This window comes from Reyranella sp. (assembly GCF_965279625.1).
GTDB lineage: Bacteria > Pseudomonadota > Alphaproteobacteria > Reyranellales > Reyranellaceae > Reyranella.
This window is the reverse complement of sequence record NZ_OZ257251.1, coordinates 615,426-639,673: the sequence shown is the minus strand read 5'-3', so window position 1 is coordinate 639,673 and position 24,248 is coordinate 615,426. Positions and strand designations below refer to the sequence as shown.

The window sequence follows — 24,248 nt, the reverse complement described above, 5'->3', positions numbered from 1 at the left end:
GCTTCGAAGCGCGGTCCTAAAGCCTGAACCGCAGGCTGGCGCGCGTGCCTTCGACACCGGTGTCGTACTCGAGCTTGGACTGGAGGTTGGCGGCCATCGCAGTGACGACGCGCGTTCCCAGGCCGGTGCCCTGCGCCGCTCCGGAGCCTTTCCAGCCCACGCCGTCATCCTCCACCGCGAGCGAGACGGTGTCTTCGCCGATCTTCTGGAGAATCACCCGGATCTCGCCGCGCATCGCGGCAGGATAGGCGTACTTGTAGGCGTTGGTCAGCAGTTCGGTGACGATCACGCCAATTGAGACAGCCTTGTCGGTGGGCACACGGATGTCGGCATCGGCATGCAGGACCACGGTGTTCTTCTTGTCGGCGGCGTCGATGGCGGCGCTCAACTCGTCGATCAGGCTCATCAGGTAGGAGCCGAGTTCGACGATCCGGACATCGGACGAGGTGTAGAGGCGCCGGTGGATGCCGGCGACCGCCATGATGCGCGCCTGCATTTCCAAGAGGGCGCTGCGCGCCGATTCGTCCTGGACGGCGTTGGCCTGGAGGCGGGCAAGCGAAGCGACCAGCGCCAGCGAGTTGGCGACGCGGTGATTGACCTCGTGCAGCAGCAGTTCGGCGCGGTCGCGGGCCTCGCGGATCGTGCGCTGGGCTTCCTCCGCCTCGGCCTTCAGCCGCTGCTGCTGCAGGGAGGACCGGATGGCCGACCCGAGCAGCTCGCGGAAGTGGCCCTGTACGTCCTTCCAGACATAGTCGGCGGCGCCGGCCTTGAGCGCGGCCACGGCGACGCGCGCATCTTCGGACCCGGTCACGTAGACCACCGGCAGGTCGACGGTGACGCGCTGGATCTTGGCCAGCACGTCGAGACCCGTCTCGTTGGTCAGATTGTGATCGAGGGCGATGGCGTCGAACTTCTCACTGGCCAGGAGCGCGAGCCCTTCGTCGCCCGAACTGACATGCCGGATCCCGATGCCGTGCGGTGCCAGCGCACGCTCCACCAGCCTGCCTATACCCGCGTCGTCGTCGATGTAGAGGACCCTGACCTGTTCCATCTTCAGTCGGTGGCCGGGACCTGCATCACGGAGAGGAAGAGGCCGAGCTGCTGGATGGCGTTGGCGAAGCTTTCGTAGTTCACCGGCTTGGTGATGTAGACGTTGGCGCCGAGGTCGTAGCAGCGCTTGATCTCGCGCTGGTCGTCGGTCGTCGTAAGCACGATGACGGGCGAGCGCTTGAGATGCGTGTTCGATTTGACCTTCGCGAGGATATCCACGCCGGTCATGTCGGGCAGGTTGAGGTCGAGCAGGATGAGCAGCGACCGGGTGCTGTTTTCCTCGCCGGTCCCGTCGGCCCCGAGCAGATAGGCCAGCGCCGAGGTGCCGTCCCTGAACGCGACGATCTCGTTGTTGACGCCGGCGCGGCGGATGTTCCGCTCGATCAGCCGGGCATGGCCTTCGTCGTCTTCGACCATGACGATGGAAACGGGCTTTGCGTTCATTCGCAGCCTCTACCTTGTCGTTGAGTTTTCGTTGAGTCTCAGCCTTCGCGGCAAATCTATCCGAAAGGTTGTACCGCGCCCAAGTTCGGACTGCACCGTAATGTCGCCACCCAGCCGGCGCACCAGAGCGCGGACATGCGCCAGGCCGATTCCCTCGCCGGGCCGGTCCTGCGCACCCGCCCGCCGGAACAGCTCGAAGATGCGCTCGTGGTCCTGTTCGGCGATACCGCGGCCATTGTCCGTGATGTCGATATGCACCCGCCGCGCCGTTTCGCCCGTGGTGATCACGATGCGTCCCGGCCGGTCGCGCGCGAGATACTTCACCGCATTGTCCACGACGTTGCCGACGACCTGCTCCATGGCGAGCCGGTCGGTCACGAGGCCAGGGGCGGATGAGGGGACGGCAATCTCGGCACCGACTTCTTCCGTTTGATGTCGAACGCTGGCGGCGGCGTTCTTCAACAGGCTGACCAGATCGACAGGTTCGGCCCGCAGCTCCCGCCGTCCTTCGCGCGAGAGCTTGAGGATGGCATTGATCAGCCCGTCCATCTTGCCGGTCGACGCGCGGATGAAGCGCAGGGCCTCGGGAATGTCCTCCTCGGTCGCCAATCGCGCCTTGTTCGCGAGGGTCGCGTCGCCCGCCACGTACGGACCCACCGATTTCATGGCGGCTTCCAGTTCGCTGGTGAAGCCCATGATGTTGACGAGCGGCGAACGCAGGTCGTGGCTCACGATGTAGGCGAAGCGCTGGATCTCGTCGTTGGCGCGGGTCAGGGCCTCGGTGCGCTCGGCCACCCGCTCCTCGAGCCCGGCATTCAGGGCCTGGAGTTCGATCCGGGCCGCCACGAGCTCCCGCGTATACTGCACGACGGTCCACGACGCGCCGGCGGCGAACAATACGATCAGGAGACTGCCCGCCGCCGTCACCCACGTCAGGAGCTCAGCGCCGTCAGTTACGGCCTGCAGGCGTGCCGAGACACGCGCTTCCGCATTCGAGATCAGGCCTGCGAGCTGGAGCCGCGCCTGCTCCATCAGCAGGCGGCCGCGATCAGACAGCACCGTCTGGATGGCCGCGTCCCGCTGGCCGCCCTTTGCCTGGTCGATTGTCTCGGTCAGTTCCGCCATCTTGGCGTCGATCACCCCTGCCAACTCGTTGACGGCGGCGAGTTGGGAAGCGTCCCTGGCGACGCGCCTGCGCAGTTCGACGATGTCCTGCTGCAGACGGGGTTGGGCGCGCTCGAACGGAGCCAGATAGCGAGCCTCGCCTGTCAGCAGGTAGCCTCGCTGTCCGGTTTCGGCGTCGATGGCGGCGGCGAGGAGATTGGTTGCGAACGAGCGTATCTCGCGCTCCACGACGGCTTCTTCTGCATGTTGAGCCGTGCGAACGGACAGCCACACCGAAGCGCCCACGATAGCCAGGAGGGCGAGAACACCGGCGGCGAGAAAGGCGATCGTGCGGCGCGCGAACGCAGAACTGAAGATAGACATGAAGGGAAGGCACTCGCAGGGGAACGATGGACACCTGCAGGCCTTCAGGTATCGCCAGGGGAATACGGATAGGCTGCGGCCCGTGCATCTGCAAGGCTCAGCGCTGGTCGATGTCGCCCTCGCTCAACAGGCCGGCGCGGATCGCGGCCTCCATCGCCGTATCGAGGCCGAACAGGCGCTGGGTCGCGAAGCCGGGGTAGCGGTCCGTCGGTTTGGCATGAGTCATCGCGGCAAGAGCATCGGCGTCCGTCTGCGCTTCGAAACCGCACAGAATTTCCGGGAATCCGGCCGCCCGCGAGACCGTCAGGGCAAAGACCCCGCTCGACGCCCTGCGCCCGATGATGCGGTGGAGGAGGTCGCGTAAGTCGCGCAGGCGCCGGCTGCCGATCTCATCGGCCCCGACGTCGACAGCCACTGCGGCCACCAGGTGACCGTGCGGGAAATTCTTGAGGAAGGCCGGCCAGGACAGACTACGCATGCCGCACGCAACGCTGGCGTCTCGCAATCGCTGCCTCACATGCGTAATACTGTCCGCAGACGGGATGGAATTGTTTTCGGGAGACATGGGATGGCGCGGATCGCGGTTGGCGGCTTTCAGCATGAGACGAACACGTTCGCGCCGCAGCAGGCGACCTGGGAGGAGTTCGTTCGCGCCGATGCCTGGCCGCCGCTGCTGCGCGGCCCGGAAATGATCGCCGGGGTCGAAGGCTTCAACATCCCGATCGCCGGCGCGGTCAGGAAGCTGACGGAGCTGGGACACGAGATCGTGCCGCTGGCCTGGGCGGCCGCGTCGCCTGCCTCCTACGTGACCGAGGATGCCTTCGAGAAGATGTGGGCGTTGTTCGACGAGGACCTGAAGAAGCTCGGACCGTTCGACGCGATCTATCTCGACCTGCACGGCGCCATGGTCGCGGAGAACACCGAGGACGGCGAGGGCGAACTGCTGCGCCGGATCCGCGGCCTCGTGGGTGACGAGCTACCGATCGTGGCCAGCCTCGACTATCACGCCAACCTGACGCCCGAGATGGCAAAGCTCGCCACGGCGCTGGTCGGCTATCGCACCTATCCGCATATCGACATGGCGGTGACCGGCAGCCGCGCGATCGAACTCCTGGACAAGCTGCTGCGCGAGAAGCGGCCGGTCTATCGCGCCTATCGCCAGCTCGACTTCCTGATCCCGCTGGTCTGGCAATGCACCTTCATCGAGCCCGCCAAGGGCATCTTCGACCTGGTGGGCGAGCTCGAGGCGGGGGAGAAGAGCCACAATCAGGGCATCGTCAGCGTCACGCACACGCCGGGCTTTCCCCCGGCCGACATCGCCCAGTGCGGCCCGGCCCTGGTCGTGTACGGCCACGACAAGGAGGCCGTCGAGGCCGCCGCCGACAAGCTCGCCGCCACGGTCAAGGCGCAGGAGAAGGCGTTCGACGGCGAGCTGCTGGATCCCGACCAGGCCGCACTTCGCGCCCTCGAATTGTCGAAGAACGCGACCAAGCCGATCGTGCTGGCCGACGTCCAGGACAATCCCGGCGCCGGCGGAACCTCAGACACGATCGGCCTGCTGGCGGCCCTGATGCGTCACAAGGCCAAGGGGGCGGTGATCGGCATGATCGTCGACGAGGGCGCGGCCCGGGCTGCCGTCGAGACCGGCGAGGGCAACGTGATGCATCGCGGTATCGGCGCCGTGGTGGGCTATGGCGACGAGAAGCCGGTCGAAGCCGACTGGCGCGTGGTCAAGCTGAGCGACGGGGTCTTCACCGGCACCGGCCCGTTCTATGGCGGCGCCAAATTCCAGATCGGGCCGATGGCGCTGCTGACCGACGAGGCGTCGGGCGTGTCGGCGGTCATCGCCTGCAAGCGCGTGCAGGCGGCCGATCAGGAGATGTTCCGCGCGGTCGGGGTCGAGCCGTCGCAAGTGCCGATCCTGGCCCTGAAATCGACGGTCCATTTCCGCGCCGACTTCCAGCCGATCGCCGAGACGATCCTGGTGGTGCGGTCGACCGGTGCCCACATCACCGATCCGATGGACATGCCCTACAAGAACCTTCGCAAGGGCATCCGGCTGAAGCCGATGGGACCGGTCTGGCAGGGCGCCTGATCGGTCAGTCGTCGGCGAAGGCCGGTCGCAGCGCCCACACCATCGGCACCGTCGTGAGCGCGACGCAGGAAACGGCGATGAGCGCCGTGGTGAGGCCCACCACGTCGCCGAACAGGCCGAACAATAGTGGGCCGGTCGCGCCGGCGACCGAGCCGCCGGTGTAGAAGACCGCGAAGGCCTTGGTGCGCCGTTCCGGGCTCACGAATTCTGGAATGGTGCCGTAGAGCACGGACGAGGTGCCGTTCAGCATCAGCCCCACCGCCGGCAGCAGCAGCAGCGCGAAGTCGAGCGACAGCGGCAGCGCCGCCAGGATGAGGAGGGTCGTCCCGATCTCGGTCAGCAGGACCGACGGCACGACACCCAGCTTCTGCCCGACCCAGCCCATCACCAGCTTGCCGGCAGCGCCGCCCGCGAACATCAGCGACAGGCCGAGGCCGATGGTCGGCAGATCGGCGCCCTTGTCGCGCAGCAGGAACGGCAGAAAGATCAGGAAGCCGGTCCGCACCAGATCGTCGGCGATGTGGATCGAGAACAGCAGCCAGTAGGCCCAGGGCCGGTCCTGTCCGGCGACGGCCTTCGACGGTTCGGCCGTGCCGTGCGTCACGATCGGTTTCAGCGAAGCGAGGATGATGCCGGCGCCGAGGACGGCGAGGGCGGCCATGACGACCAGTGCCTGCTGCCAGCCGAGCGCGGCGGCGATCAGGGCGAAGAGGGACGGCAGCAGCACCTTGCCGACGTCGCCGGTGAAGTTGTAGGTGCCGAGCGCGGTGCGGGAGCGCGGGCCGTGATAGGCCGCTGCGACCAGGCTGGAGCCGATGGGATGCTGCGTGCTGGCGCCGAGCCCCGCGAGGAGCAGCCCGGCGATGACACCAGAGAGGGAGCCGCTGAGGCCCGCGAGGCAATAGCCGGCGGCGATCAGCATCGTGCCGATGGCCAGGATCCGGACACCGCCGAAGCGTTCGGCCAGGTGGCCCGACGGGATCTGTCCGGTGGCCATGGCGCCGGAATAGCAGGTCTTCAGCGCGCCGATGGCGCCATAGCTCAACCCGAACTGCGACTGCAGGAGCGGGTAGAGGACGTTCAGCAGGTCGGTGAATCCGTCGTGCAGGGCATGCGCGCCGCCGCAGACGGTGAGGGTGCGGCGGGCCGTGGTGGGAGCCGAGACGGTGATTGTCATCTCACCGTCACATTACTAGCGACCCGGTATCCGGTCGAACCAAAAGGCGGTCTGCTGCTGAAAATCGCGTTCGGCGAAGGCGGTGTCCGTGATGACGGTCGGTTTGCCGTTGCGCGCGTAGCGCACGCTCACCAGGCGCTTGAAGGCCGTGTCGGCGGAATGGAGAATCAACACGTCGCCCTGGCGGCGCTGGAAAACGAACTCGTGATACTTGCGGATGTTCACGAGGTTCACGACGTAGCGGCCGTCGGGGCCATCGGCGGCGAGCTGGCGCACGGGAATGTCGCGGCCTTCGTTGGCGATGCCCATGAGCGCCAAGGCCTCGGGCGCAGTCATGTTGTCCCGGCCGGTCCTCTGGATCAGCGCCACAAGACGGTCGCCGCGCTCCGAGAGCGTGTACTTGGGCGAGGGCGTCGTGGCACAGGCGGCCAGCGGCAGGAGCGCGGCCGAGAGCAGGAAGCCGCGGCGCGTCGATCCGAACTTGCTCAAACCTTGTCCTTCTCCATGTCGATTTCGATGGGAGCGATCTCCGCAAGGGCGCCGTCGCGGATCGCGCGGAAGAAGCAGTTGTGACGGCCGGTGTGGCAGGCGACGCCGGTCTGGTCGACCAGCGCCAGCAGCGTATCGCCGTCGCAATCGATGCGCAGCTCGACCAGGGTCTGGATGTGCCCCGACGTGTCGCCCTTGCGCCACGGGCCCTTTCGGGAGCGCGACCAGTAGCATGCACGGCCCGTGCGCATCGTCTCGGCCACCGCGGCGCGGTCCATCCACGCCATCATCAGCACTTCGCCCGTGTCGTGCTGCTGGGCGATCGCCGGCACCAGCCCCTGCGCATCGAACTTGATGACGGCGAGGGCGGCGTCGATTTCGGGCTGTTGGTAGGTCATTGGGGACATCAATGTGCTCATGGGGCGAGCCTTGGCCTCCGGAAGGAACGGCGCGTATAATCGCAGCCTACTCGGTTGGCAAATCGGGAGTTCCGTGAAGAAACCCGCCAAAGCGGCGCCCGCCGGGCACGCCCACGATCATGAGCACTGTGTCGAGGACGCGATCGCCGCGGCCGAGAAACTGTGCGCCGCCAAGGACCTCAGATTCACGCCGCTGCGCCGCAGGGTGCTGGAGCTCGTCTGGTCGAACCACAAGCCGGTGGGCGCCTACGCGCTGCTCGACAGTCTGCGCAACGAGGATCTCGGCTCGGCGCCACCCACGGTCTATCGCGCGCTCGACTTCCTGATCGAGAACGGCCTGATCCATCGCATCGAGCGCATGAATGCCTTCGTCGGCTGCAGCCATCCCGGCGAGGCCCATCGCGGCTTCTTCCTGATCTGCAGCGAGTGCGGCAACGCCGAGGAGATCGAGGGCGACGGCCTGTCCGACGCCATCTCCGCCAGCGCCACGCGCCGCGGCTTCACCGCGCGCGACATGACCCTGGAAGTGACCGGCATCTGCGGCGAGTGCCAGCAAGCCTAGGCGCAAGCCTCAGGCGCGCTTGCCGCCAATCGAGACGAAGGCCATGAGGCAGGGCTCGGTCAATGGATTGCGCCAGCGATGCCTTGTGCCGTTCTGCACGATGCAGTCTCCCTGGCGAAGGTGGATCTTCTGTCCGTCGTCCAGTTCCAGCGTCATCTCGCCCCGAACCACGATGCCGTAGTCGATCGTATCGGACGTGTGCATGCCCGGCGCACCACGCTCCATGACATCGCCCATGCCGGGCACCTTGTCGTTCAATTCCTTCAGCGCGCTTTCAAGCGTGACGCCGGCCGGCGGCTTGTAGCCCTCCGGGCGTCGGCCCGGATAGGAGATCAGGCGGAACATCGTGCCGCCCGGCCCGGGGAATGCGATCGTTCCCTTGAGCATCGGGTCCGGTTCCTGGCCGGTGAGCTGAGGCACGCCCTCGGTGATGTACATCTCGTGGAACGTCAGCCCCGGATTGGAATCGATTTCCACGATCCTGGGCGTCAGATCGAAGGACTTGAAAACCGACTTGCCGGCGGCATCGCGGCCGGTAACGACGCGCTTGGGGGGTGGCAGGTCGCTCGGAGCCTGTGCTGCTGCGGGTTGCGACATGGCAGCCAAGGCGCCACCGCCGGCCATCGCGGAAAGCGCCGCGAGCAGGTGACGCCGGTCCGGCAAGAGTTCACGTTCGGCCGGCGACTTGTTCGTTTTGCGTGGCCACCAAGGCCAGGAAATCTTGCCCATCTGCGTCCTCCACTGTTCGACTTCTTTGTTGTCAAAACAGTGGAGCCGATCGGCGGGCCGCGTGAAGAGCGACCTTCGTCGGATGAGCTAGGCGTTGTGCGCCCGGTTGAGGCGCTCGAAGCCTTCGGCCAGGTCGGTCTTCAGATCCTCGACGTCTTCCAGGCCAATATGGACGCGCAGGAGCTGCTTGCCCTCGGGCCACGGCACGGCGGTGCGATACTGGTCGGGGTGCGCCGGGATCATCAGGCTCTCGTAGCCACCCCAGCTCGCGCCCATGCCGAAGATGTCCATGCCGTCGAGCATGGCGGCCACCGCGGGGCGCTTGATGCCGTCGCGCAGTGTGAAGGAGAACAGGCCGGACGAGCCCTGGAACTGCTTCTTCCAGTTCTCATGGCCGGGGCAGTCGGGCAGGGCCGGGTGCAGCACCTTGTCGACCTCAGGCCGCGTCTTCAGCCAGTTCGCGATCTCGAGGCCGCTCTTCTCGTGGTGGCGCAGGCGCACGCCCATGGTGCGCAGGCCGCGCAGGGCGAGATAGCAATCGTCGGGCGCGGCGTGGAAGCCGAACGACTGGCAGGCCGTCTTCGCCGTCTCGAACATCTCGCGCGTGGCGCAGGAGATGATGCCCATCATCGCATCCGAATGGCCGACGATGTACTTTGTGCCGGCGTGGATGGAGATGTCGCAGCCATGGTCGAACGGCTTGAAGTAGAGCGGCGTCGCCCAGGTATTGTCGATCATGACGGTCGCGCCGGCCTTCTTGGCGACCGCGGCCATGCCGTCGACGTCCTGGACCTCGAAGGTCTGCGAGCCCGGCGCTTCGAGATAGAGGACCTTGGTGTTCGGCCGCATCAGCTTGGCGATGCCCTCGGCGCCGATCATCGGGTCGAAGTAGGTGGTCTCGACACCGAAGCCCTTCAGCGTCGTGTTGGCGAAGCGGCGCGCCGGACCGTAGGCATTGTCGGTCACCAGCATGTGGTCGCCGGTCTTCAGGAAGCCCACAATGGCGCCAGTCACGGCGGCCAGGCCCGACTGCACGGCGATGGAGCGGTGCGCGCCCTCGATGGCGGCAACGGCGTCTTCCAGCGCCTTCTGCGTCGGCGTGCCGTTGCGACCGTACCCGAAGCCCTCGAACGGAATCCGGTTCTCGAACTTGTCCATCGTCGGCGAGAGGATCGTCGACGCGTGATAGACGGGCGGGTTCACGATGCCGAAATTGTTGTCGGGATCGCGGCCGGAGACGGCCAGGACTGTGTCGGGGCGGGTGTAGGTTTTTTTGGAGGTCATGACTCGACTATGGCAGGGCGTTGAAGGGAGTTCAGGGGCCGGTGACGATGGGCGTGTCGGCACGACCGCCCCATTCCGTCCACGAGCCGTCATAGACCGCGGCCTCGGGAGAGCCGGTGAGATAGAGACCGAGCGCCACGACACAGGCAGTGACTCCGGAGCCGCAGCTCGCGGTCACCTTCTTCGAGGGATCGATGCCGGAGGCGGCGATGCGGGCCGCCAGCTTGTCTGCTGGCAGCATCGTGCCGGTCGCGGGATCCAGCAGCTCGTTGTAGGGGAGGTTGAAGGCGCCCGGCATGTGGCCGCCGCGCAGGCCGGCGCGCGGCTCGGGCACCTCGCCGCGGAAGCGGTTGGCGGCTCGGGCATCGACGATCTGCTCGCGCTTGCTGTCGATCAGGCCGAACACGTCGTCAACGGAGCGCACGAGAGAGTTGTCGAGACGCGAGGTGAAGTGGCGCTCGCGCGGCGGCGTCGGATCATCCGTGACGGGGTGGCCCTCGCTCATCCACTTCGGCAGGCCGCCGTTCAGGACCGACACGTCCTTGTAGCCCATCGCGCGGAACATCCACCACACACGGCAGGCGCCGGTCATCGGGGTGGTGTCGTAGATCACGATCTTGTTGCCGTCGCCGAGGCCCAGCTTGCGGACGCGGGCGGAGAATTTTTCCGGGGGCGGCAGCATGTGCGGCAGCTTGCTGGTCGTGTCGGCGATCTCGTCGATGTCGAAGAAGACCGCGCCGGGAATGTGCTGATTCACGAACTCGGTCTTTGGATCGCGCTTCTGCGCCGGCAGGTAGAAGGAGCCGTCGACGACGCGCACATCCGGCGCGTCGAGGCGGGCGGCGAGCCAGTCGGTGCTGACGAGGGCGTCGGGCCTTGCGTAGTCCATCGTGATTTCTCCTAAGCCAGCGCGATGATGAAGCGCCGGTTCATCTTTCCCTTGTTCTCGATCTTGATGCATTCGACGCGGCCGATCTCGCCGCTGCGGGCAACGTGGGTGCCACCGCAGGCCTGCAAGTCGACGCCCTCGATCGACAGGAGGCGGACGCGGCCCGCGCCCATCGGCGGCCGAACGCTCATCGTCTTCACGAGTTCGGGGCGTGACGTCAGCTCCTCGTCGGTGACCCATTGCTGCGTCACCGGCCGGTCGAGGGAGATTAGCTTGTTGACCTCCTCGGTGACCCATTCCTTGGTCGGAATCTCCCCCTCGAGGTTGAAGTCGAGGCGGCTCTTGTCGACGCCGACCTGGCCGCCGGTGACGTTGCCCTTGATGACGGCCGACATCACATGCAGCGCCGTATGCATGCGCATGTGCATATGCCGGCGCTCCCAGTCGAGCACCGTGTGAACCTTCGTCCCGACCTCGGGTCGCGGCGCATCGGGGGCGAGCACGTGCAGCACGTCGCCGCCGTCGGCCTTGATCGAATCGACGATCCGGGCCTCGCCGCCGTCCCAACGCAGGAGACCGGTGTCGCCGGGCTGACCGCCGCCGGTCGGATAGAAGATCGAGCGGTCCAGCCGCACGCCGCGTTCCTCGACGCCGGTCACGGTGGCGTCGGTTTCCTTGATGTAGGCGTCCTGCCTGAAGAGTTCTTCGACCATGACCGGGATTTAGGCTTTCGCCAGACGCGCCGCAACTTCTTCACCCGTCGGCATCGCGGGCGCCGCGCCGAGACGTTCGACCGAACAGGAGGCGGCGGCACTGGCAAAGCGCGCGGCCTCCGCCGGTGTCCGCCCGGCGGCCAGTTGCGAGGCGAGGGCCCCCACGAAACAATCGCCGGCGCCCGTCGTGTCGACGACCCGCGTCTGGAACGCGGGAATGGACTCGACGCCGGTAGCGGTCACGACGACGGCGCCGCGCGCGCCCAGCGTTGCGATCACGGCGCGCGCCCCGCGCTCGCGCAGGACCTTGCAGGCTGAGACGACTTCATCCGTCGAGCTGGAAGCGTCGAGCCCGGTGCCGGTTGCCTGAGAAAGTTCGATCTCGTTGAGCACGGCGACGTCGACCGCCTGCAGCATTTCCGGCGGATGCTCCGTGTACGGCGCCAGGTTGAGGACGGTGCGGGCCCCGGCCGCATGGGCGCGCGCAAGGATCTCCTGTGTGGCGGCGAGCGGCGTCTCGAACTGCGCCACCCAAACTTCGTCGCGCCGCGGTTCGTCGGGCAGCATCGACGCGCCGAAATGCATGTTGGCGCCCGAGGCGACGGTGATCGAATTGTCACCTTCGGCCACCTGGATCAGCGCCACGCCGGTCGCCGGTCCGTCGATTTCGGTCACGCCGGTGCTGTCGACGTCGTTGTCGGCCAGGAAACCACGCAGGCTGTTGGCGAAGGCGTCGTTGCCGACAGCGCCGACCATCGCCGTGGGCATCCCCAGGCGCGCCGAAGCGATCGCCTGGTTGAGGCCCTTGCCGCCCGGCAGGAACGAAACCTCGGCACCCAGAATCGTCTCGCCGGGTGCGGGACGCCGCGGGCTCTGCACGACGACATCCATGTTGAGGCTGCCGCAGACGACGACCCGGCTCATGTGCGCGCGCTCACTTCATCCAGCGCGGCAGCGGCAGGTTCTTTTCGCGCAAGAACGCCGGATTGAAGAGCTTGGACTGATAGCGGCTCCCGCCGTCGCAGAGAATGGTGACGATGGTCTTGCCCGGTCCCAGCTCGCGGGCGAGCCGCATCGCGCCCACCACGTTGATCGCGCTCGAACCGCCCAGCACGAGGCCTTCATGTTCAATCAGGTCGAACAGGACGGGCAGGGCTTCCTCGTCGGTAATCTGGTAGGCCATGTCGATCGGGGTGCCTTCGAGATTCGCGGTGACGCGGCCCTGGCCGATGCCTTCCGTGACCGAGTTTCCTTCCGCCTTGAGTTCGCCCTTGGCGAACCAGTTGAACAATGCCGAGCCCATCGGATCGCTGAGCGCGATCTTGATCTCGGGATTGCGCTCCTTTAGGGCTCGCGCGACCCCAGCCAGGGTGCCGCCGCTGCCGACCGAGCAGGTGAACCCGTCGACCTTGCCGTCGGTCTGGTCCCAGATTTCCGGTCCCGTCGTGCGGTAGTGGCCGTCCCGGTTGGCCGTATTGTCGAACTGGTTGGCCCAGATCACGCCGTTGGGCTCCGTGGCCGCCAGTTCCTCGGCGAGAGTGCCGGAGAAGCGGACATAGTTGTTCGAATTGGAATAGGGCGCCGCCGGGACGAGGCGCAGGTCGGCGCCGCACAGGCGCAACATGTCCTTCTTCTCCTGGCTCTGCGTCTCCGGCATCACGATGACAGAGCGGTACCCACGCGCATTGGCGACCAGCGCGATGCCGATCCCGGTGTTTCCGGCCGTGCCCTCGACGATGACGCCGCCGGGCCTCAGTCTGCCGCTCTTCTCCGCGTCCTCGATGATGGCCAGGGCGGCGCGATCCTTCACCGAGCCGCCCGGATTGAGGAACTCCGCCTTGCCGTAGATGTTGCTGCCCGTCGCCTCGGACGCGGCGCGCAGCTTGATCAGCGGCGTGTTGCCGATGCTATCGATGAAACCCGACCGGACGTTCATGACCTACTCGCTCTGCTTGACCCTGCGACGCTCCCGGCGGGACGGTAGACAGGGAGCAGGGGGAATCGCAACCGGACCGTACCGGTTGGCGGCATGATTGGCCCGGAATTCGCATGGGCCAGACCGGGCTCGTGCGCCCCGCATGGCCCAGATTGGAAGATCCCATGAGTGCGCCTGCTGCTGTCCATTCGAACTGGGAGAGCCTTGTTCATCCGAACGGCGATCCCATCCGCCTGAACCACCAGGATTTCGTGGCCATCGACCGGGACCGGGACGCGACCTACGACCCGATCTATCGGCCGCAGGCGCTCTACAATCGGGTGATCAACGGCTTCCATGCGAACAACGAGGCCTTCCTGCTGCAGGAGGTCGCGACGAACCTGCCGATCTATCGCCCGGATGCCGGGCCGACGGATTTCCATCTCCATCTGCCTCCCGGCGGTTTCCAGCTCGTGCTGGTCACGTCAGGCCTCTTCACCTTCGATTACGATGGGCTGATGCACTATGTCGGACCCGGCGCCCTGATCCTGCAAAGCGCGATCGTGCACCGGCAGAGTTCCTACAGCTGGTCCGGCCTCTCCACCGAAGCGAACCTGAAGACACCGCAGACGGTCGTGCCCGATCCGCTTTCCATGGGCTACTCCGGCAAGTTCATTGAGGCGTTCATCACCGAGCCGACGACCTTCCCCAATCCGACGGTGGTGCACTCGGACGAAATCGACGAGGCCGAGACGCCGCGCCTGGCCTGGAGCCATCCGTTCCACGACCGCCCGCACGATGCCGGGTTCTGGTTCCAGGATCCGCTATCGCTGGACGCTCTCTACCGGCCGCTGCCGGCTGGGATCGTCAACTCGCCAATGCCCGTCCATGTCCGCAATCTCGGCATAGAGGCGCCAAGCGGCCACCTCGTCACCGGCCACATCATCGCCACCGATCCGCACGGCCAGTCGCTGCTGCCGAAAAGCGCGTCGCCCGCCGCGGATGTCGCGGGGCTCGAGAAGGGCGAGGTCGTGGTCTATCGCGTCATTCGCGGCAGCGCTGAATTCAAGGATGGAGCGGGCAAGGGCTTCGAACTCGCGACCGGTGATTCGGTCACCGCCGGCAGGAAGTCCACGACCCTGGTCGGCCTGGGCGAGAACACGCAACTGCTGCGACTCGGCCTCCTGAAGGGTATGGACAATCTCGTCCGATGGACGGCGGCCCAGCGCGACGAAATCGACGGGCTGGCTGGCCGGATCATCACCCGCAAGGATCCTCGGCCCCAGCGGACCCAGGGCAAGCCGGTCGGCTACCTCTACGAATAGGCAGGCGCTTCAGCGCCAGCTGCTCCGCACCTCGTCGCGGTGGAGCGCCAGCCACTGCAGGGCGATCACCGCGGCGGAATTGTCGATCTCGTCGCGGGCCAGGAGGGTGCGCGCCTCGGCAAACGGCATGGCCCGCACGAGGATGTCCTCGTTCTCGGTCTCGAGGCCATGAATGCCGCCGACGGCGGTCGAATCGATGCGGCCCAGGAAGATGTTGCAGGTTTCCGAACAGGCGCCGGGGCTCAGCACGAGGCTGTAGAGGGGAACGAGGTCCGCAATCTCCACTGCGGCTTCCTCGACCGCCTCGCGCCGCGCGACCTCCTCGGGCGTTTCGCCTTCCTCGATCATTCCGGCCACGATCTCCCAGCACCAGGGATGGCGACCGGCGGCAAAGGTGCCGGCCCGGAACTGGCGGATTAGGACGACCTCGTCGCGGACCGGGTCGTAAGGCAGCACGGCCGCGGCCTGGCCGCGCTCGAAGACCTCACGGCTGAACTCGCCGCTCAGGCCGCCCCGATAGAGGCTGTGGCGGAACAGGTAGCGGGCGAGGCGGAAGTAGCCCTGGAAGGCCACGGTTCTCTCAAGCAGTTCGGCCTTTTCACCGGGCAGCGCAACGGAAGGCATGACATGCACCCCACAAGCGAAAAGGGGCCGCTCCCTTTCGAGAACGGCCCCAAATTGGCTCCGGAGGTAGGAATCGAACCTACGGCCGGGCGATTAACAGTCGCCTGCTCTACCGCTGAGCTACTCCGGAATGGAATTCGTCGCGACGGCGGTAACTCTGCCGCGAAGGCGCGGTCTTGTGACAGAGCGTGTCCGCTCATGCAAGACCTGTCGCTTGTGCATTCGTGGAGGCCCGGGCCGGAGTCGAACCGGCCTGGAAGGATTTGCAGTCCTCTGCATAGCCGCTTTGCTACCGGGCCGCACGAAAGCGCGCGGTGCTATACTCATGGTGTGACGAAGCGGTCAAGCCGGGCGCGACGGAGAGACCTTTGACGCTGTCGTCCGCTGCCGCCTATATAACGGCGCTACATCTAGGGGGCAGCCTATGACGGATTTCGCGCTCGCGCGACGCAACATGGTGGAAGGGCAGCTCCGGCCCAACCGGGTCAACGATGCCGGTCTGCTGGCGGCGCTCGGGGAGCTTCCGAGGGAGCATTTCCTGCCGGAGGGCCTGCGTTCGGTCGCCTATGCCGACGACGACGTGCCGCTGGGCAACGGGCGCTTCATGATGGAACCGATGGTTCTGGCGCGCCTGATCCAGATCCTGCAGCCCCGGGGCGAGGACAAGGCAATGGTCCTGGCGGCCGGTCTGGGCTACGGCGCGGCGATCCTGGCACGCCTGACCAAGTCGGTCGTTGCCGTAGAGGCAGATGCAGGTCTCGCGGCGGCAGCCCGGAAGACGTTGGCCGACCTCGGCGTGTCGGGGGTGGAGCAGGTAGCGAGCCCGGCCGAGCTGGGTGTCGCGGCGTCGGGGCCCTATGACGTCATCCTGATCGAGGGTGCGGTGCATGAAGTCCCGAAGGCCATTGCCGACCAGCTCGCCGAGGGCGGCCGTCTGGCCACGGTCATCGCCGATCCGAGTGGCGCGCTCGGCGTCGCGCATCTCTTCGTGAAGCAGGGCGGGGTCATGTCGGGCAGGCCGCTGTTCGATGCCGGTACTCCGTTGCTGCCGGGCTTTGCACGGCCTGCGCGCTTTACCTTCTGACGAGGTCGGGGCTTTCCCATGCTCAGGGCTACCAATCGTGTTCCGCCTGATGCTAGGGTGCCATCCAAAGATGAGGGTAGAGCAATGCGTATCCGGCCCGGTTTGAGGCATGCCCGCACCGCGGCCGCGTGCGTCCTGGCGATCGGGCTCGGGGGAGCTCCCAGTGCGTGGTCGCAGAGCCTGATCGAGGCCCTGTCGACGACCTACAACAGCAACCCCGACCTTTTGGCGAGCCGGGCGATCCTGCGGCAGACCGACGAGACGCTGTCGCAGGCGGTCGCCAACTGGCGCCCGCGCGTGACCCTCAACGTCGAGTACAACAAGGTCGAGCAGGATTCCTACTCGATACGCTCGACGCCCACCTTCTATGCGCTGAACGGCAAGTTCACGACCTTGCAGATGGTCCAGCCGCTGTTCCGCGGCGGCAAGACGATCGCCGAGACCAAGCAGGCGCAATCCAATATCCAGGCGCAGCGCGCCCAGCTCGCCGAAACCGAGCAGACGGTGCTGCTGTCGGCGGTGACGTCCTATGCCGACCTCATCCAGAACATCGGCATCGCCGATGCCCGCCGCAACAACGTGCGCGTCTTGGTCCAGCAGCTCGATGCAACCCGCGAACGCTTCCGGGTCGGCGAACTGACCATCACCGACGTGTCGCAGTCCGAGGCGCGTCTCGAATTGGCCAAGGCCGACCTGGTCCAGGCCGAAACCAACGTCCGCATCTCCGAGGCCGCGTTCCAGCGCACGATCGGCAAGAAGCCGGGCCGGCTGGGCGAGATTCCTCTGATCGGGGGGCTGCCGTCCTCGGAAGAGGAGGCGATCGGCCTGGCGATGGATGCTGGCCCTCGTGCCGTCACTGCGGCGCACCGCATCTCGGCGGCAAACTACGGCGTCAATTCGGCGGTTGGCGACCTGCTGCCGCAGGTCAATCTCGTGGGCGCGCTGCAGCAGCAGTTCGACCTGCAGGTTCCGACCGACAAGTACTACAACTACGCGGTCCGCCTTCAGGCCACGATCCCGATCTTCCAGAACGGCAGCGAGTGGTCGCGCATCCGGTCTGCACGCGAACTGGTCGGGCAGCGTCGCAACGAACTAGACAGCGCCCGTCGCGCGGTGGCGGAGAACGTCATCCGCGCGTGGCGACAGCTCGATTCCTCGCGCTCGCGGGTCACGTCGTTCGAATCGCAGGTCCGCGCCAACGAAGTTGCCTTGAACGGCGTGCGCCAGGAAGCGCTGGTCGGTTCGCGCACCACCCTGGACGTGTTGAACGCCGAGCAGGAACTGCTCAATTCGCAGGTCAACCTGATCCAGGCGCGCCATGATGTGCAGGTCGCCTACTATGGCGTGCTGGCCGGCATCGGGCGCCTGACGGCCCGGACACTGGCGCTGCCCGTCGAGTATTACGACGAGGAGCGCTACTACAAGGATGTCGGCTCCCGCTGGATCGGCTGGGGCAGCAGCGGCGAGTCGGGGACCGGCAACATTCCGCCGTCGACCTCTTCGGCCGGCGTTGCTGGGAGCGCCCCCACGGGGAGCGGCGGCAGATGACCGATGCCAAGGGTGGGCCGAACCAGGATCCCTCGATGGACGACATCCTGGCGTCCATCCGCAAGATCATTTCGGATGACGAAGCTCGCGCCCAGGTCGGTGGTTTGCGCAGCGCGAACGCCGGGTCCGGCGAGCGCATGCCCGTGATACCGCCCATCCTGCCGTCTGCAACGCCGCCCGTGGCGCACGACGACGTCCTCCTGCTCACCGAGATCGTGGAAGAACCCAAGTCAATGCCGAGCGAACAGCCCATGCCCCTGCGGGCAGTAGATTCCGTGAACCCGGCCGAGATGCCGCAACCCGCGACCGAGCCGACCACCAGCGAGGAGCCGGTCGCACGTACGACGGCCGGAGAAATCCTGGTGGGTGCGGGCGTGGCGGGCGCCACCAGTTCCGCCTTCGCCCGGCTCAATCAGGCCGTGCAGGACAGCGTGCCTCCGCCGGCGGCCACCGATCCGGGGCCGAAGGTCGGCGGCTCCGGCCAGACCATCGAGGACCTGGTCAAGGAAATGCTGCGCCCGATGCTCAAGGACTGGCTGGACAATAATCTGCCGCCGATGGTCGAGCGCTATGTCGAACGCGAGATTGCCCGGCTGACCCGCCGCTGACCCCAGGCGCCGCCCTCATTCATCGCCACGGTGTCGCAACCGTGGCGTTTTTCGTTTAAGGCCAGAAGATGCTCGACAAGACCTACGACCCCAAGGAAATCGAGGCCCGGCGCTACCCCGAATGGGAGAACGCGGGGGCTTTCCGCGCCCATCCTGAGTCGCCGAAGCAGCCCTATTGCATCGTGATCCCGCCGCCCAACGTCACGGGCAGCCTCCACATGGGCCATGCGCTCGACAATACGCTGCAGGACGTGCTGATCCGCTGGCGCCGCATGAAGGGCGACGACGTGTTGTGGCAGCCCGGCACCGACCATGCCGGCATCGCCACGCAGATGGTGGTGGTGCGCAACCTCGAGCAAGAGGGGATCGGCCTCGCGGTCGAGGGCGCGGCCCGGACCGACGCCAACAAGAAGCTCCTGAACCGCGAGGAGTTCCTCGCCAAGGTCTGGGAGTGGAAGGCCTATTCGGGCGGCACGATCACCAGCCAGCTCCGCCGGCTCGGCGCCTCCTGCGACTGGAGCCGCGAGCGCTTCACCATGGACGAGGGCCTGTCGAAGGCCGTGCTCAAGGTGTTCGTCGAGCTGTACCGGGAAGGCCTGATCTACAAGGATCTGCGGCTGGTCAACTGGGACCCCAAGATGCTGACCGCGATCTCCGACCTCGAGGTCGAATCGCGCGAGGTGAAGGGCCATCTCTGGTACTTCAAGTATCCGATCGAGGGCAGCCCCGACGAGTTCATCGTGGTCGCCACGACGCGGCCCGAGACCATGCTGGGCGACACCGGCATCGCCGTGCATCCCGACGATCCGAAGTGGAAGCACCTGATCGGCAAGCACGCGGTGCTGCCGCTGGTCGGCCGCCGCATCGCGATCGTGGGCGACGAGTATTCCGACCCGGAGAAGGGCTCGGGCGCGGTCAAGATCACGCCGGCGCACGACTTCAACGATTTCGAGGTCGGCCGCCGGCACAATCTCGAAGCCATCAACATCTTCGACAAGTTCGCCCGCGTGAACGACAAGGCGCCCGAAAAGTATCGCGGCCTTGACCGCTTCGAGGCGCGCAAGGTCGTCGTGGCCGAGATGGAGGAGCTGGGGCTCGTCGAGAAGATCGAGCCGCACACCCATGCGGTGCCGTACGGCGATCGCGGCGGCGTGCCGGTCGAGCCCTATCTCACCGAGCAGTGGTACGCCGATGCCAAGAAGCTCGCGGAGGCGCCGCTGGCGGCGGCGCGCGACGGGCGCGTGAAGTTCGTACCCGAGCGCGGCAGAGAGGATTTCTTCCGCTGGATGGAGAACATCGAGCCGTGGTGCGTGTCGCGCCAGCTCTGGTGGGGGCACCAGATTCCGGCCTGGTACGGACCGGACAAGAAGGTGTTCGTGGCGCTCTCCGAGGAGGAGGCGAAAGCCGAGGCGCGGGCGCATTACGGCAAGGACGTCGAACTCGAACGCGATCCCGACGTGCTCGATACCTGGTTCAGCTCTGCCCTCTGGCCGTTCTCGACCCTGGGCTGGCCGGACCAGACGCCGGAAGTGGCGAAATACTATCCGACCAGCACGCTCGTCACGGGCTGGGACATCCTGTTCTTCTGGGTCGCCCGCATGATGATGATGGGCATGCACTTCATGAAGGAGGTGCCGTTCCGCACCGTCTACCTGCACGGGCTGGTGACGGACGAGAAGGGCCAGAAGATGTCCAAATCCAAGGGGAACGTGATCGATCCCCTGGAGCTGATCGACAAATACGGTGCCGACGCGCTGCGCTTCACCATGACGTCGCTCGCCGCGTCCCAAGCCGGCCGGCTGCGGCTCGCGCCGGCCCGTGTCGAAGGCGCGCGCAACTTCGCGACCAAGCTGTGGAACGCGACACGCTTCGCCGAGATGAACGGCGCGGCTCTGCCGAAGGGGTTCGATCCCGCGTCCGCCAGCCTCACGGTCAACAAGTGGATGCTGGGTGAACTCGCCCGCGCCAACCAGGCCATCGACAAGGCCCTGACCGACTTCCGCCTGAACGAGGCCGCCAACACGCTCTACGAGTTCGTCTGGGGCGTGGTCTGCGACTGGTATGTCGAGCTCACCAAGCCGATCGTGCAGGGCGCCGACGGGCCGGAGAAGGACGAGACGCGGGCCGTCACGGCCTTCGTGCTGCGCGAGACCGTGAAGCTGATGCACCCGGTGATGCCGTTCATCACCGAGGAACTGTGGGACAAGCTCGGCCACCGCGCCGAGCATGGACCGCTGATCGGCCAGCCCTGGCCCGCGCCGACGGCCGTCGATCCGGCGGCCGATGCCGAGATGGGCTGGCTGGTTAAGCTGATCCAGGACATTCGGTCGGCGCGCGCCGAACTGAACGTGCCCGCCGGCGCCAAGCTCAAGCTGCTGGTGATCGGCGGCAACGATACGACGGCGGCGCGCCTCGAGACGCATCGCCCGGCCATCGAGCGGCTGGCCCGTATCGAGGGCGTCGAGGCGGCGACATCGGCGCCCAAGGCGTCGCTGCAGATCGTCCTTGGCGAGGCGACCTATGCCCTGCCGGTCGGCGATGTGATCGACCTCAAGGCCGAGAGTGCGCGACTCCAGAAGGAGATCAAGAAGCTCGTCGACGAGGTCGGCAAGATCGACGCCAAGCTCGCCAACGCCGCCTTCGTCGCACGCGCGCCGGAAGAGGTCGTCGAGGAGCAGCGGGAGCGCCGCGCGCAGGCCGAACAGACCGGTGCGCGGCTCAGCGCGGCACTGGAGAGGTTGGGCGTTTAGCACGCGAGCGTGCAGCTCGCAGAGCGAATGCCAGGGGATGATCTCCAGTATCCACTGTGCAATTATGGATATTCAGACGGAGGCAAGAAATGACCTATAGTCTCGAGCAGTTGAGCGCCGATATTCGCAAGGCCCTCAAGGCCGATTCCGGGATCGCGGGTAAGCAGGAAGTCTGCAAGCTGGTGTCGAAGGTGCTGCTCGACGATGAATTCGTCGCCACGCACCTGACCGCCGAGCAGTGCCGCCCGCGCAAGGTCCTGTACGAGGATCCGGAACTGGGCTTCTGCATCTGCGGGCATGTCTACGAGACGGCCGCGCACGGTGGGCCGCATGATCACGGTTCCAGCTGGGCGATCTACGGCCTGGCCACCGGCGACACCGAGATGACCGACTGGCGGATCGTCAAGAAGGGCGAGGGCGAAGAGCCCTCGCTGGTCGAGCCTGCCAACACCTACGTCCTGAAGCCGGGCGACAGTCACTTCTACGATGTCGGCGTGGTCCACTCGCCGAAGCGCGACGGTCTGACCAGGCTGGTGCGCATCGAGGGCGCCAACCTCGACCACATCCAGCGCTCGAACATCAAGGCGGCCTGAGCGCATAGGCAAGCATGATGTCGTCCTGAGCGCAGCGAAGGACCTGACGGGGCGGCCACACGACTCCGTGGCTGACGTGAGATCCTTCGCTGCGCTCAGGATGACAGTGAGCGTCGCCGTCGTTCTGGCAGCTACCGCTTGATCTGCATCCCCAGATACTTCGCCAACCCCGCGCCATAGGGCGGCCGCAGCATGCGCAGCGGGGCCAGGTCCCATTTGATCTGGTGGTAGATCGATTTGCGGTGGCTGAACTCACGGAAGCCATCGTGGCCGTGATAGACGCCCATGCCGGCCGGGCCGATGCCGCCGAACGGCAACTCCTCCTGGGCGACGTGCATCACCACGTCGTTCACCGTGACGCCGCCTGACGTGGTGCCGTCGAGCACGCGGTCCCGCTCCGCCGCGTCGCTGCCGAAATAATACAGGCCGAGCGGGCGGTCGTGGGCGTTGATGTAATCGATCGCCTGCTGCACGTCGCCATAGGCCTTCACCGGCAGCAGCGGCCCGAAGATCTCCTCCTGCATGACCTTCATGTCGTCGGTCGGATTTAGGATCAGGGTCGGTGCGATGCGGCGATGAGGCTGCTGGCGCAGATCCTCGGCGCCGGGATTGATCTCGACGATCTCCGCGCCCTTGGCCCGCGCATCGTCGAGATAGTCCATCAGCCGCGCATAGTGCCGGTCGGTGACGATCGCGGTGTAGTCCGGGCTCTCGCGGATGCTCGGGAACATCTGCCCCACGGACGCCTTCGCCGCGGCTACGAAGTCGGGGAGGCGGTCGGCCGGCGCCAGCACATAGTCGGGCGCCAGGCAGATCTGGCCGGCGTTGAGCGTCTTGCCGTTCATGATTCGCGCCGCAGCCACGCCCATGTCGGCCGAGCGGCCAACGACGACGGGGCTCTTGCCGCCCAATTCCAGCGTCAGCGGCACGAGGTTTTCGGCGGCCGCCCGCATGACGTGGCGGCCAATCGAGGTCGCGCCCGTGAAGACCAGGTGATCGAAGGGCAGGGACGAGAAGGCCTGCCCGACCTCGGGGCCGCCGGTAACCACGGCGATCTCGCTCTCGTCGAAGGCGCTGGCGAACATCTGCTTCAATAGTTCGGACGTGGCCGGCGTCGTCTCCGACGGCTTGATCATCGCCCGGTTGCCGGCGGCGAGAACGCCGGCCAGCGGGGCGAAGGTGAGGTTCACCGGGAAGTTCCACGGACTGATCACGCCGACCACGCCCTTGGGCTGGTGGCGGATCTCGGCCTTCGCGCCCAGAAACCCCAGGATGCGCGGCGTCGTGCGGCGCCGTTCGGTCTTCATCCAGCTCCGGACATGGTCGCGCGCATGTTTCAGCGGGCCGATCGAACTGGCGACGTCGGCGAAGGCGGTCACGGTGGGAGAGCGAGCGCCGAAATCGGCGGTGAGGGCTGCTTCGATATCGCGCCGGCGGTCGACCAGCAGACCAATGCAGCGGTTGAGACGGTCGATGCGCAGCTCGGCGGGCGGCGCGCCGTCCTTGAGTTGCGCCTCGCGCTGCCTCAGCAGGATCTCGATTAGCCTGGGCCCTGACATCTGGTTACGAAGCCTTCCTCAGGTCCGGGACGTAGGGCTTGCTGGCGAAATGCTCCTGTCCGTCACCGCGGGCAAAGCGCAGGCCGGCCCGGCGGATCGCATCGTCGTCGACCGGCTCGAGCGGCACGAAGTAGCGGTCGTCGACCCTGGTGAAGGTGTCGTTGTCGACGCGATTATAGCAGATCAGCAGGGTCCAGCGCCGGTTGGGCGAACGGTTGGCGTCGGAGCGATGGATCGCGTTGCAATGGAAGATCAGCGCATCGCCGGCCTCCAGCTCGCAATACTCGACCGGGCACTTCTCGAGGATATGCGGCATGCGCTTGGGATCGACCTCGTTCTGGGTCGGCGACAGCGGCGTGTGGTCGATGCGGCCGAGCCGGTGCGACCCGGTGGCGATCTGCAGGCAGCCATTCTCGCGGTTGGTACGGTCGAGCCCGATCATGACCGAGAGCATGTCGGGGCGCAGGCAGCCATTGTAGTACCAGTAGCCGTAATCCTGGTGCCATTCCCAGGCGCCGCCGACCTCGGGCTCCTTGGCCGTAAGCTTCGACTGGTAGTGGTAGACCGGCCCGCCCAGCAGCGAAGCCGAAGTGTCGACCATGCGCCGCACGCGGGCGGCAAGCCCGTAGACGCTGTCGCCCGCCCGGTTCCAGAGCGCGATGCGCGTCGAGCGGCCCTCGCCGTCACGACGATCGAGGATGCTGTCGCGCACGGCAGGGTCTTCCTCCATGGCGCGGGTCAGCAGCTCCACCTCGTCGGGCGCGAACAGGCCGCGCGCATAGGTGAAGCCTTTCTCGTTGAACTCGGCGGTCTGTGCCGTACTCAGGACGTTCGGCATTGATTACTCAATTCAAGGAAGAGAAAGGTCCTTCGCTTCGCTCACGATGACAATATTGCGGGATC

24 protein-coding genes and 2 tRNA genes are annotated in these 24,248 nt (G+C 66.4%); 8 read left to right on the top strand and 18 right to left on the bottom strand.

Translation table 11 applies throughout. The features are described 5' to 3' along the window. Positions 1 to 16: 16 nt before the first annotated feature. From ACQY78_RS02915 to ACQY78_RS02900, 4 genes are all read right to left on the bottom strand, one after another. Entirely contained in the window at positions 17 to 1,051 is a 1,035-nt protein-coding gene (locus tag ACQY78_RS02915; RefSeq protein WP_428682579.1) for a sensor histidine kinase, read from the bottom strand. A gap of 2 nt (positions 1,052 to 1,053) precedes the next feature. Further along, positions 1,054 to 1,494 (bottom strand): response regulator, encoded by a 441-nt coding sequence (locus ACQY78_RS02910; protein WP_428682577.1) that lies wholly within the window; start codon positions 1,492 to 1,494, stop codon positions 1,054 to 1,056. Positions 1,495 to 1,503: 9 nt separating this feature from the next. Next, a complete protein-coding gene (locus ACQY78_RS02905; RefSeq protein WP_428682575.1) occupies positions 1,504 to 2,904 on the bottom strand; it encodes a sensor histidine kinase in 1,401 nt (466 codons plus the stop codon). Between the two features lie 175 nt (positions 2,905 to 3,079). Further along, a complete protein-coding gene (locus tag ACQY78_RS02900; protein WP_428682573.1) occupies positions 3,080 to 3,583 on the bottom strand; it encodes a hypothetical protein in 504 nt (167 codons plus the stop codon). On the opposite strand from ACQY78_RS02900, the gene ACQY78_RS02895 reads away from it, so the two are divergent. Next, a complete protein-coding gene (locus tag ACQY78_RS02895) occupies positions 3,551 to 5,077 on the top strand; it encodes a M81 family metallopeptidase (protein ID WP_428682571.1) in 1,527 nt (508 codons plus the stop codon). The two genes, ACQY78_RS02900 and ACQY78_RS02895, sit on opposite strands and share 33 nt — an antisense overlap. Before the next feature lie 4 nt (positions 5,078 to 5,081). Here ACQY78_RS02895 and ACQY78_RS02890 read toward each other — a convergent pair whose 3' ends face one another. The 3 genes from ACQY78_RS02890 to hisI are packed head-to-tail and all read right to left on the bottom strand — an operon-like array spanning position 5,082 to position 7,141. After that, positions 5,082 to 6,254, bottom strand: coding sequence for an MFS transporter (locus tag ACQY78_RS02890; protein WP_428682569.1), 1,173 nt, complete (start codon positions 6,252 to 6,254; stop codon positions 5,082 to 5,084). A gap of 15 nt (positions 6,255 to 6,269) precedes the next feature. After that, positions 6,270 to 6,743, bottom strand: coding sequence for a hypothetical protein (locus ACQY78_RS02885; RefSeq protein ID WP_428682567.1), 474 nt, complete (start codon positions 6,741 to 6,743; stop codon positions 6,270 to 6,272). Next, positions 6,740 to 7,141, bottom strand: coding sequence for a phosphoribosyl-AMP cyclohydrolase (gene hisI, locus ACQY78_RS02880; RefSeq protein WP_428682565.1), 402 nt, complete (start codon positions 7,139 to 7,141; stop codon positions 6,740 to 6,742). The genes ACQY78_RS02885 and hisI overlap by 4 nt, the downstream gene beginning before the upstream one ends. Positions 7,142 to 7,235: 94 nt before the next feature. Between hisI and ACQY78_RS02875 the strand changes: the two genes are divergently transcribed. Beyond that, a complete protein-coding gene (locus ACQY78_RS02875; RefSeq protein ID WP_428682563.1) occupies positions 7,236 to 7,724 on the top strand; it encodes a Fur family transcriptional regulator in 489 nt (162 codons plus the stop codon). Positions 7,725 to 7,733: 9 nt separating this feature from the next. Here ACQY78_RS02875 and ACQY78_RS02870 read toward each other — a convergent pair whose 3' ends face one another. From ACQY78_RS02870 to ACQY78_RS02845, 6 genes are all read right to left on the bottom strand, one after another. Then, positions 7,734 to 8,453: a cupin domain-containing protein gene (locus tag ACQY78_RS02870; RefSeq protein WP_428682561.1), complete on the bottom strand. Its 720-nt coding sequence runs from the start codon at positions 8,451 to 8,453 to the stop codon at positions 7,734 to 7,736. Positions 8,454 to 8,540: 87 nt separating this feature from the next. Further along, positions 8,541 to 9,737: a trans-sulfuration enzyme family protein gene (gene metC / locus ACQY78_RS02865; protein WP_428682559.1), complete on the bottom strand. Its 1,197-nt coding sequence runs from the start codon at positions 9,735 to 9,737 to the stop codon at positions 8,541 to 8,543. Positions 9,738 to 9,768: 31 nt separating this feature from the next. Beyond that, entirely contained in the window at positions 9,769 to 10,626 is an 858-nt protein-coding gene (sseA, locus tag ACQY78_RS02860; protein WP_428682557.1) for a 3-mercaptopyruvate sulfurtransferase, read from the bottom strand. Positions 10,627 to 10,637: 11 nt separating this feature from the next. After that, positions 10,638 to 11,339, bottom strand: coding sequence for an alanyl-tRNA editing protein (locus tag ACQY78_RS02855; RefSeq protein ID WP_428682555.1), 702 nt, complete (start codon positions 11,337 to 11,339; stop codon positions 10,638 to 10,640). A 9-nt stretch (positions 11,340 to 11,348) separates the two neighbouring features. Then, a complete protein-coding gene (locus ACQY78_RS02850) occupies positions 11,349 to 12,263 on the bottom strand; it encodes a ribokinase (protein ID WP_428682553.1) in 915 nt (304 codons plus the stop codon). 10 nt (positions 12,264 to 12,273) lie between these two features. Beyond that, positions 12,274 to 13,275 carry a cysteine synthase A gene (locus ACQY78_RS02845; RefSeq protein WP_428682551.1) on the bottom strand — a complete coding sequence of 334 codons (1,002 nt, stop codon included), beginning with the start codon at positions 13,273 to 13,275 and terminating at the stop codon, positions 12,274 to 12,276. Positions 13,276 to 13,439: 164 nt separating this feature from the next. On the opposite strand from ACQY78_RS02845, the gene ACQY78_RS02840 reads away from it, so the two are divergent. After that, positions 13,440 to 14,579 (top strand): hypothetical protein, encoded by a 1,140-nt coding sequence (locus ACQY78_RS02840; RefSeq protein WP_428682549.1) that lies wholly within the window; start codon positions 13,440 to 13,442, stop codon positions 14,577 to 14,579. Positions 14,580 to 14,588: 9 nt separating this feature from the next. On the opposite strand, the gene ACQY78_RS02835 is transcribed toward ACQY78_RS02840, so the two are convergent. The 3 genes from ACQY78_RS02835 to ACQY78_RS02825 form a co-directional block, all read right to left on the bottom strand. After that, a complete protein-coding gene (locus ACQY78_RS02835; RefSeq protein WP_428682547.1) occupies positions 14,589 to 15,203 on the bottom strand; it encodes an NUDIX domain-containing protein in 615 nt (204 codons plus the stop codon). Positions 15,204 to 15,258: 55 nt separating this feature from the next. Continuing rightward, a tRNA-Asn gene (locus tag ACQY78_RS02830) sits at positions 15,259 to 15,333 on the bottom strand. 95 nt (positions 15,334 to 15,428) lie between these two features. Then, positions 15,429 to 15,502: transfer RNA gene (locus ACQY78_RS02825), tRNA-Cys, on the bottom strand. A 125-nt stretch (positions 15,503 to 15,627) separates the two neighbouring features. Between ACQY78_RS02825 and ACQY78_RS02820 the strand changes: the two genes are divergently transcribed. From ACQY78_RS02820 to ACQY78_RS02800, 5 genes are all read left to right on the top strand, one after another. Then, a complete protein-coding gene (locus tag ACQY78_RS02820; RefSeq protein WP_428682545.1) occupies positions 15,628 to 16,287 on the top strand; it encodes a protein-L-isoaspartate O-methyltransferase family protein in 660 nt (219 codons plus the stop codon). 84 nt (positions 16,288 to 16,371) lie between these two features. Further along, positions 16,372 to 17,835, top strand: a complete 1,464-nt coding sequence (locus ACQY78_RS02815) for a TolC family outer membrane protein (RefSeq protein WP_428682543.1) — start codon at positions 16,372 to 16,374, stop codon at positions 17,833 to 17,835. Then, positions 17,832 to 18,443: a DUF2497 domain-containing protein gene (locus ACQY78_RS02810; protein ID WP_428682541.1), complete on the top strand. Its 612-nt coding sequence runs from the start codon at positions 17,832 to 17,834 to the stop codon at positions 18,441 to 18,443. Before ACQY78_RS02815 ends, ACQY78_RS02810 begins: the two co-directional genes overlap by 4 nt. Positions 18,444 to 18,511: 68 nt before the next feature. Further along, on the top strand, positions 18,512 to 21,193 hold the full coding sequence (locus tag ACQY78_RS02805; protein WP_428682539.1) for a valine--tRNA ligase: 2,682 nt from the start codon (positions 18,512 to 18,514) through the stop codon (positions 21,191 to 21,193). Between the two features lie 89 nt (positions 21,194 to 21,282). Beyond that, positions 21,283 to 21,786, top strand: coding sequence for a hypothetical protein (locus tag ACQY78_RS02800; RefSeq protein WP_428682537.1), 504 nt, complete (start codon positions 21,283 to 21,285; stop codon positions 21,784 to 21,786). A gap of 131 nt (positions 21,787 to 21,917) precedes the next feature. On the opposite strand, the gene ACQY78_RS02795 is transcribed toward ACQY78_RS02800, so the two are convergent. Then, positions 21,918 to 23,345, bottom strand: coding sequence for a coniferyl aldehyde dehydrogenase (locus ACQY78_RS02795; RefSeq protein WP_428682535.1), 1,428 nt, complete (start codon positions 23,343 to 23,345; stop codon positions 21,918 to 21,920). Positions 23,346 to 23,349: 4 nt separating this feature from the next. Continuing rightward, positions 23,350 to 24,183: a phytanoyl-CoA dioxygenase family protein gene (locus ACQY78_RS02790; RefSeq protein WP_428682533.1), complete on the bottom strand. Its 834-nt coding sequence runs from the start codon at positions 24,181 to 24,183 to the stop codon at positions 23,350 to 23,352. Between the last annotated feature and the right edge of the window lie 65 nt (positions 24,184 to 24,248).

What these genes read in the sequence shown, in the direction of transcription:
- ACQY78_RS02915 (WP_428682579.1), bottom strand. Translation starts at nt 1,051, where the DNA reads ATGGAACAGGTCAGGGTCCTCTACATCGACGACGACGCGGGTATAGGC.
- ACQY78_RS02910 (WP_428682577.1), bottom strand. Translation starts at nt 1,494, where the DNA reads ATGAACGCAAAGCCCGTTTCCATCGTCATGGTCGAAGACGACGAAGGC.
- ACQY78_RS02895 (WP_428682571.1), top strand. Translation starts at nt 3,551, where the DNA reads ATGGCGCGGATCGCGGTTGGCGGCTTTCAGCATGAGACGAACACGTTC.
- ACQY78_RS02900 (WP_428682573.1), bottom strand. Translation starts at nt 3,583, where the DNA reads ATGCTGAAAGCCGCCAACCGCGATCCGCGCCATCCCATGTCTCCCGAA.
- ACQY78_RS02890 (WP_428682569.1), bottom strand. Translation starts at nt 6,254, where the DNA reads ATGACAATCACCGTCTCGGCTCCCACCACGGCCCGCCGCACCCTCACC.
- hisI (WP_428682565.1), bottom strand. Translation starts at nt 7,141, where the DNA reads ATGACCTACCAACAGCCCGAAATCGACGCCGCCCTCGCCGTCATCAAG.
- ACQY78_RS02870 (WP_428682561.1), bottom strand. Translation starts at nt 8,453, where the DNA reads ATGGGCAAGATTTCCTGGCCTTGGTGGCCACGCAAAACGAACAAGTCG.
- metC (WP_428682559.1), bottom strand. Translation starts at nt 9,737, where the DNA reads ATGACCTCCAAAAAAACCTACACCCGCCCCGACACAGTCCTGGCCGTC.
- sseA (WP_428682557.1), bottom strand. Translation starts at nt 10,626, where the DNA reads ATGGACTACGCAAGGCCCGACGCCCTCGTCAGCACCGACTGGCTCGCC.
- ACQY78_RS02855 (WP_428682555.1), bottom strand. Translation starts at nt 11,339, where the DNA reads ATGGTCGAAGAACTCTTCAGGCAGGACGCCTACATCAAGGAAACCGAC.
- ACQY78_RS02850 (WP_428682553.1), bottom strand. Translation starts at nt 12,263, where the DNA reads ATGAGCCGGGTCGTCGTCTGCGGCAGCCTCAACATGGATGTCGTCGTG.
- ACQY78_RS02845 (WP_428682551.1), bottom strand. Translation starts at nt 13,275, where the DNA reads ATGAACGTCCGGTCGGGTTTCATCGATAGCATCGGCAACACGCCGCTG.
- ACQY78_RS02840 (WP_428682549.1), top strand. Translation starts at nt 13,440, where the DNA reads ATGAGTGCGCCTGCTGCTGTCCATTCGAACTGGGAGAGCCTTGTTCAT.
- ACQY78_RS02835 (WP_428682547.1), bottom strand. Translation starts at nt 15,203, where the DNA reads ATGCCTTCCGTTGCGCTGCCCGGTGAAAAGGCCGAACTGCTTGAGAGA.
- ACQY78_RS02820 (WP_428682545.1), top strand. Translation starts at nt 15,628, where the DNA reads ATGACGGATTTCGCGCTCGCGCGACGCAACATGGTGGAAGGGCAGCTC.
- ACQY78_RS02815 (WP_428682543.1), top strand. Translation starts at nt 16,372, where the DNA reads ATGCGTATCCGGCCCGGTTTGAGGCATGCCCGCACCGCGGCCGCGTGC.
- ACQY78_RS02810 (WP_428682541.1), top strand. Translation starts at nt 17,832, where the DNA reads ATGACCGATGCCAAGGGTGGGCCGAACCAGGATCCCTCGATGGACGAC.
- ACQY78_RS02805 (WP_428682539.1), top strand. Translation starts at nt 18,512, where the DNA reads ATGCTCGACAAGACCTACGACCCCAAGGAAATCGAGGCCCGGCGCTAC.
- ACQY78_RS02800 (WP_428682537.1), top strand. Translation starts at nt 21,283, where the DNA reads ATGACCTATAGTCTCGAGCAGTTGAGCGCCGATATTCGCAAGGCCCTC.
- ACQY78_RS02795 (WP_428682535.1), bottom strand. Translation starts at nt 23,345, where the DNA reads ATGTCAGGGCCCAGGCTAATCGAGATCCTGCTGAGGCAGCGCGAGGCG.
- ACQY78_RS02790 (WP_428682533.1), bottom strand. Translation starts at nt 24,183, where the DNA reads ATGCCGAACGTCCTGAGTACGGCACAGACCGCCGAGTTCAACGAGAAA.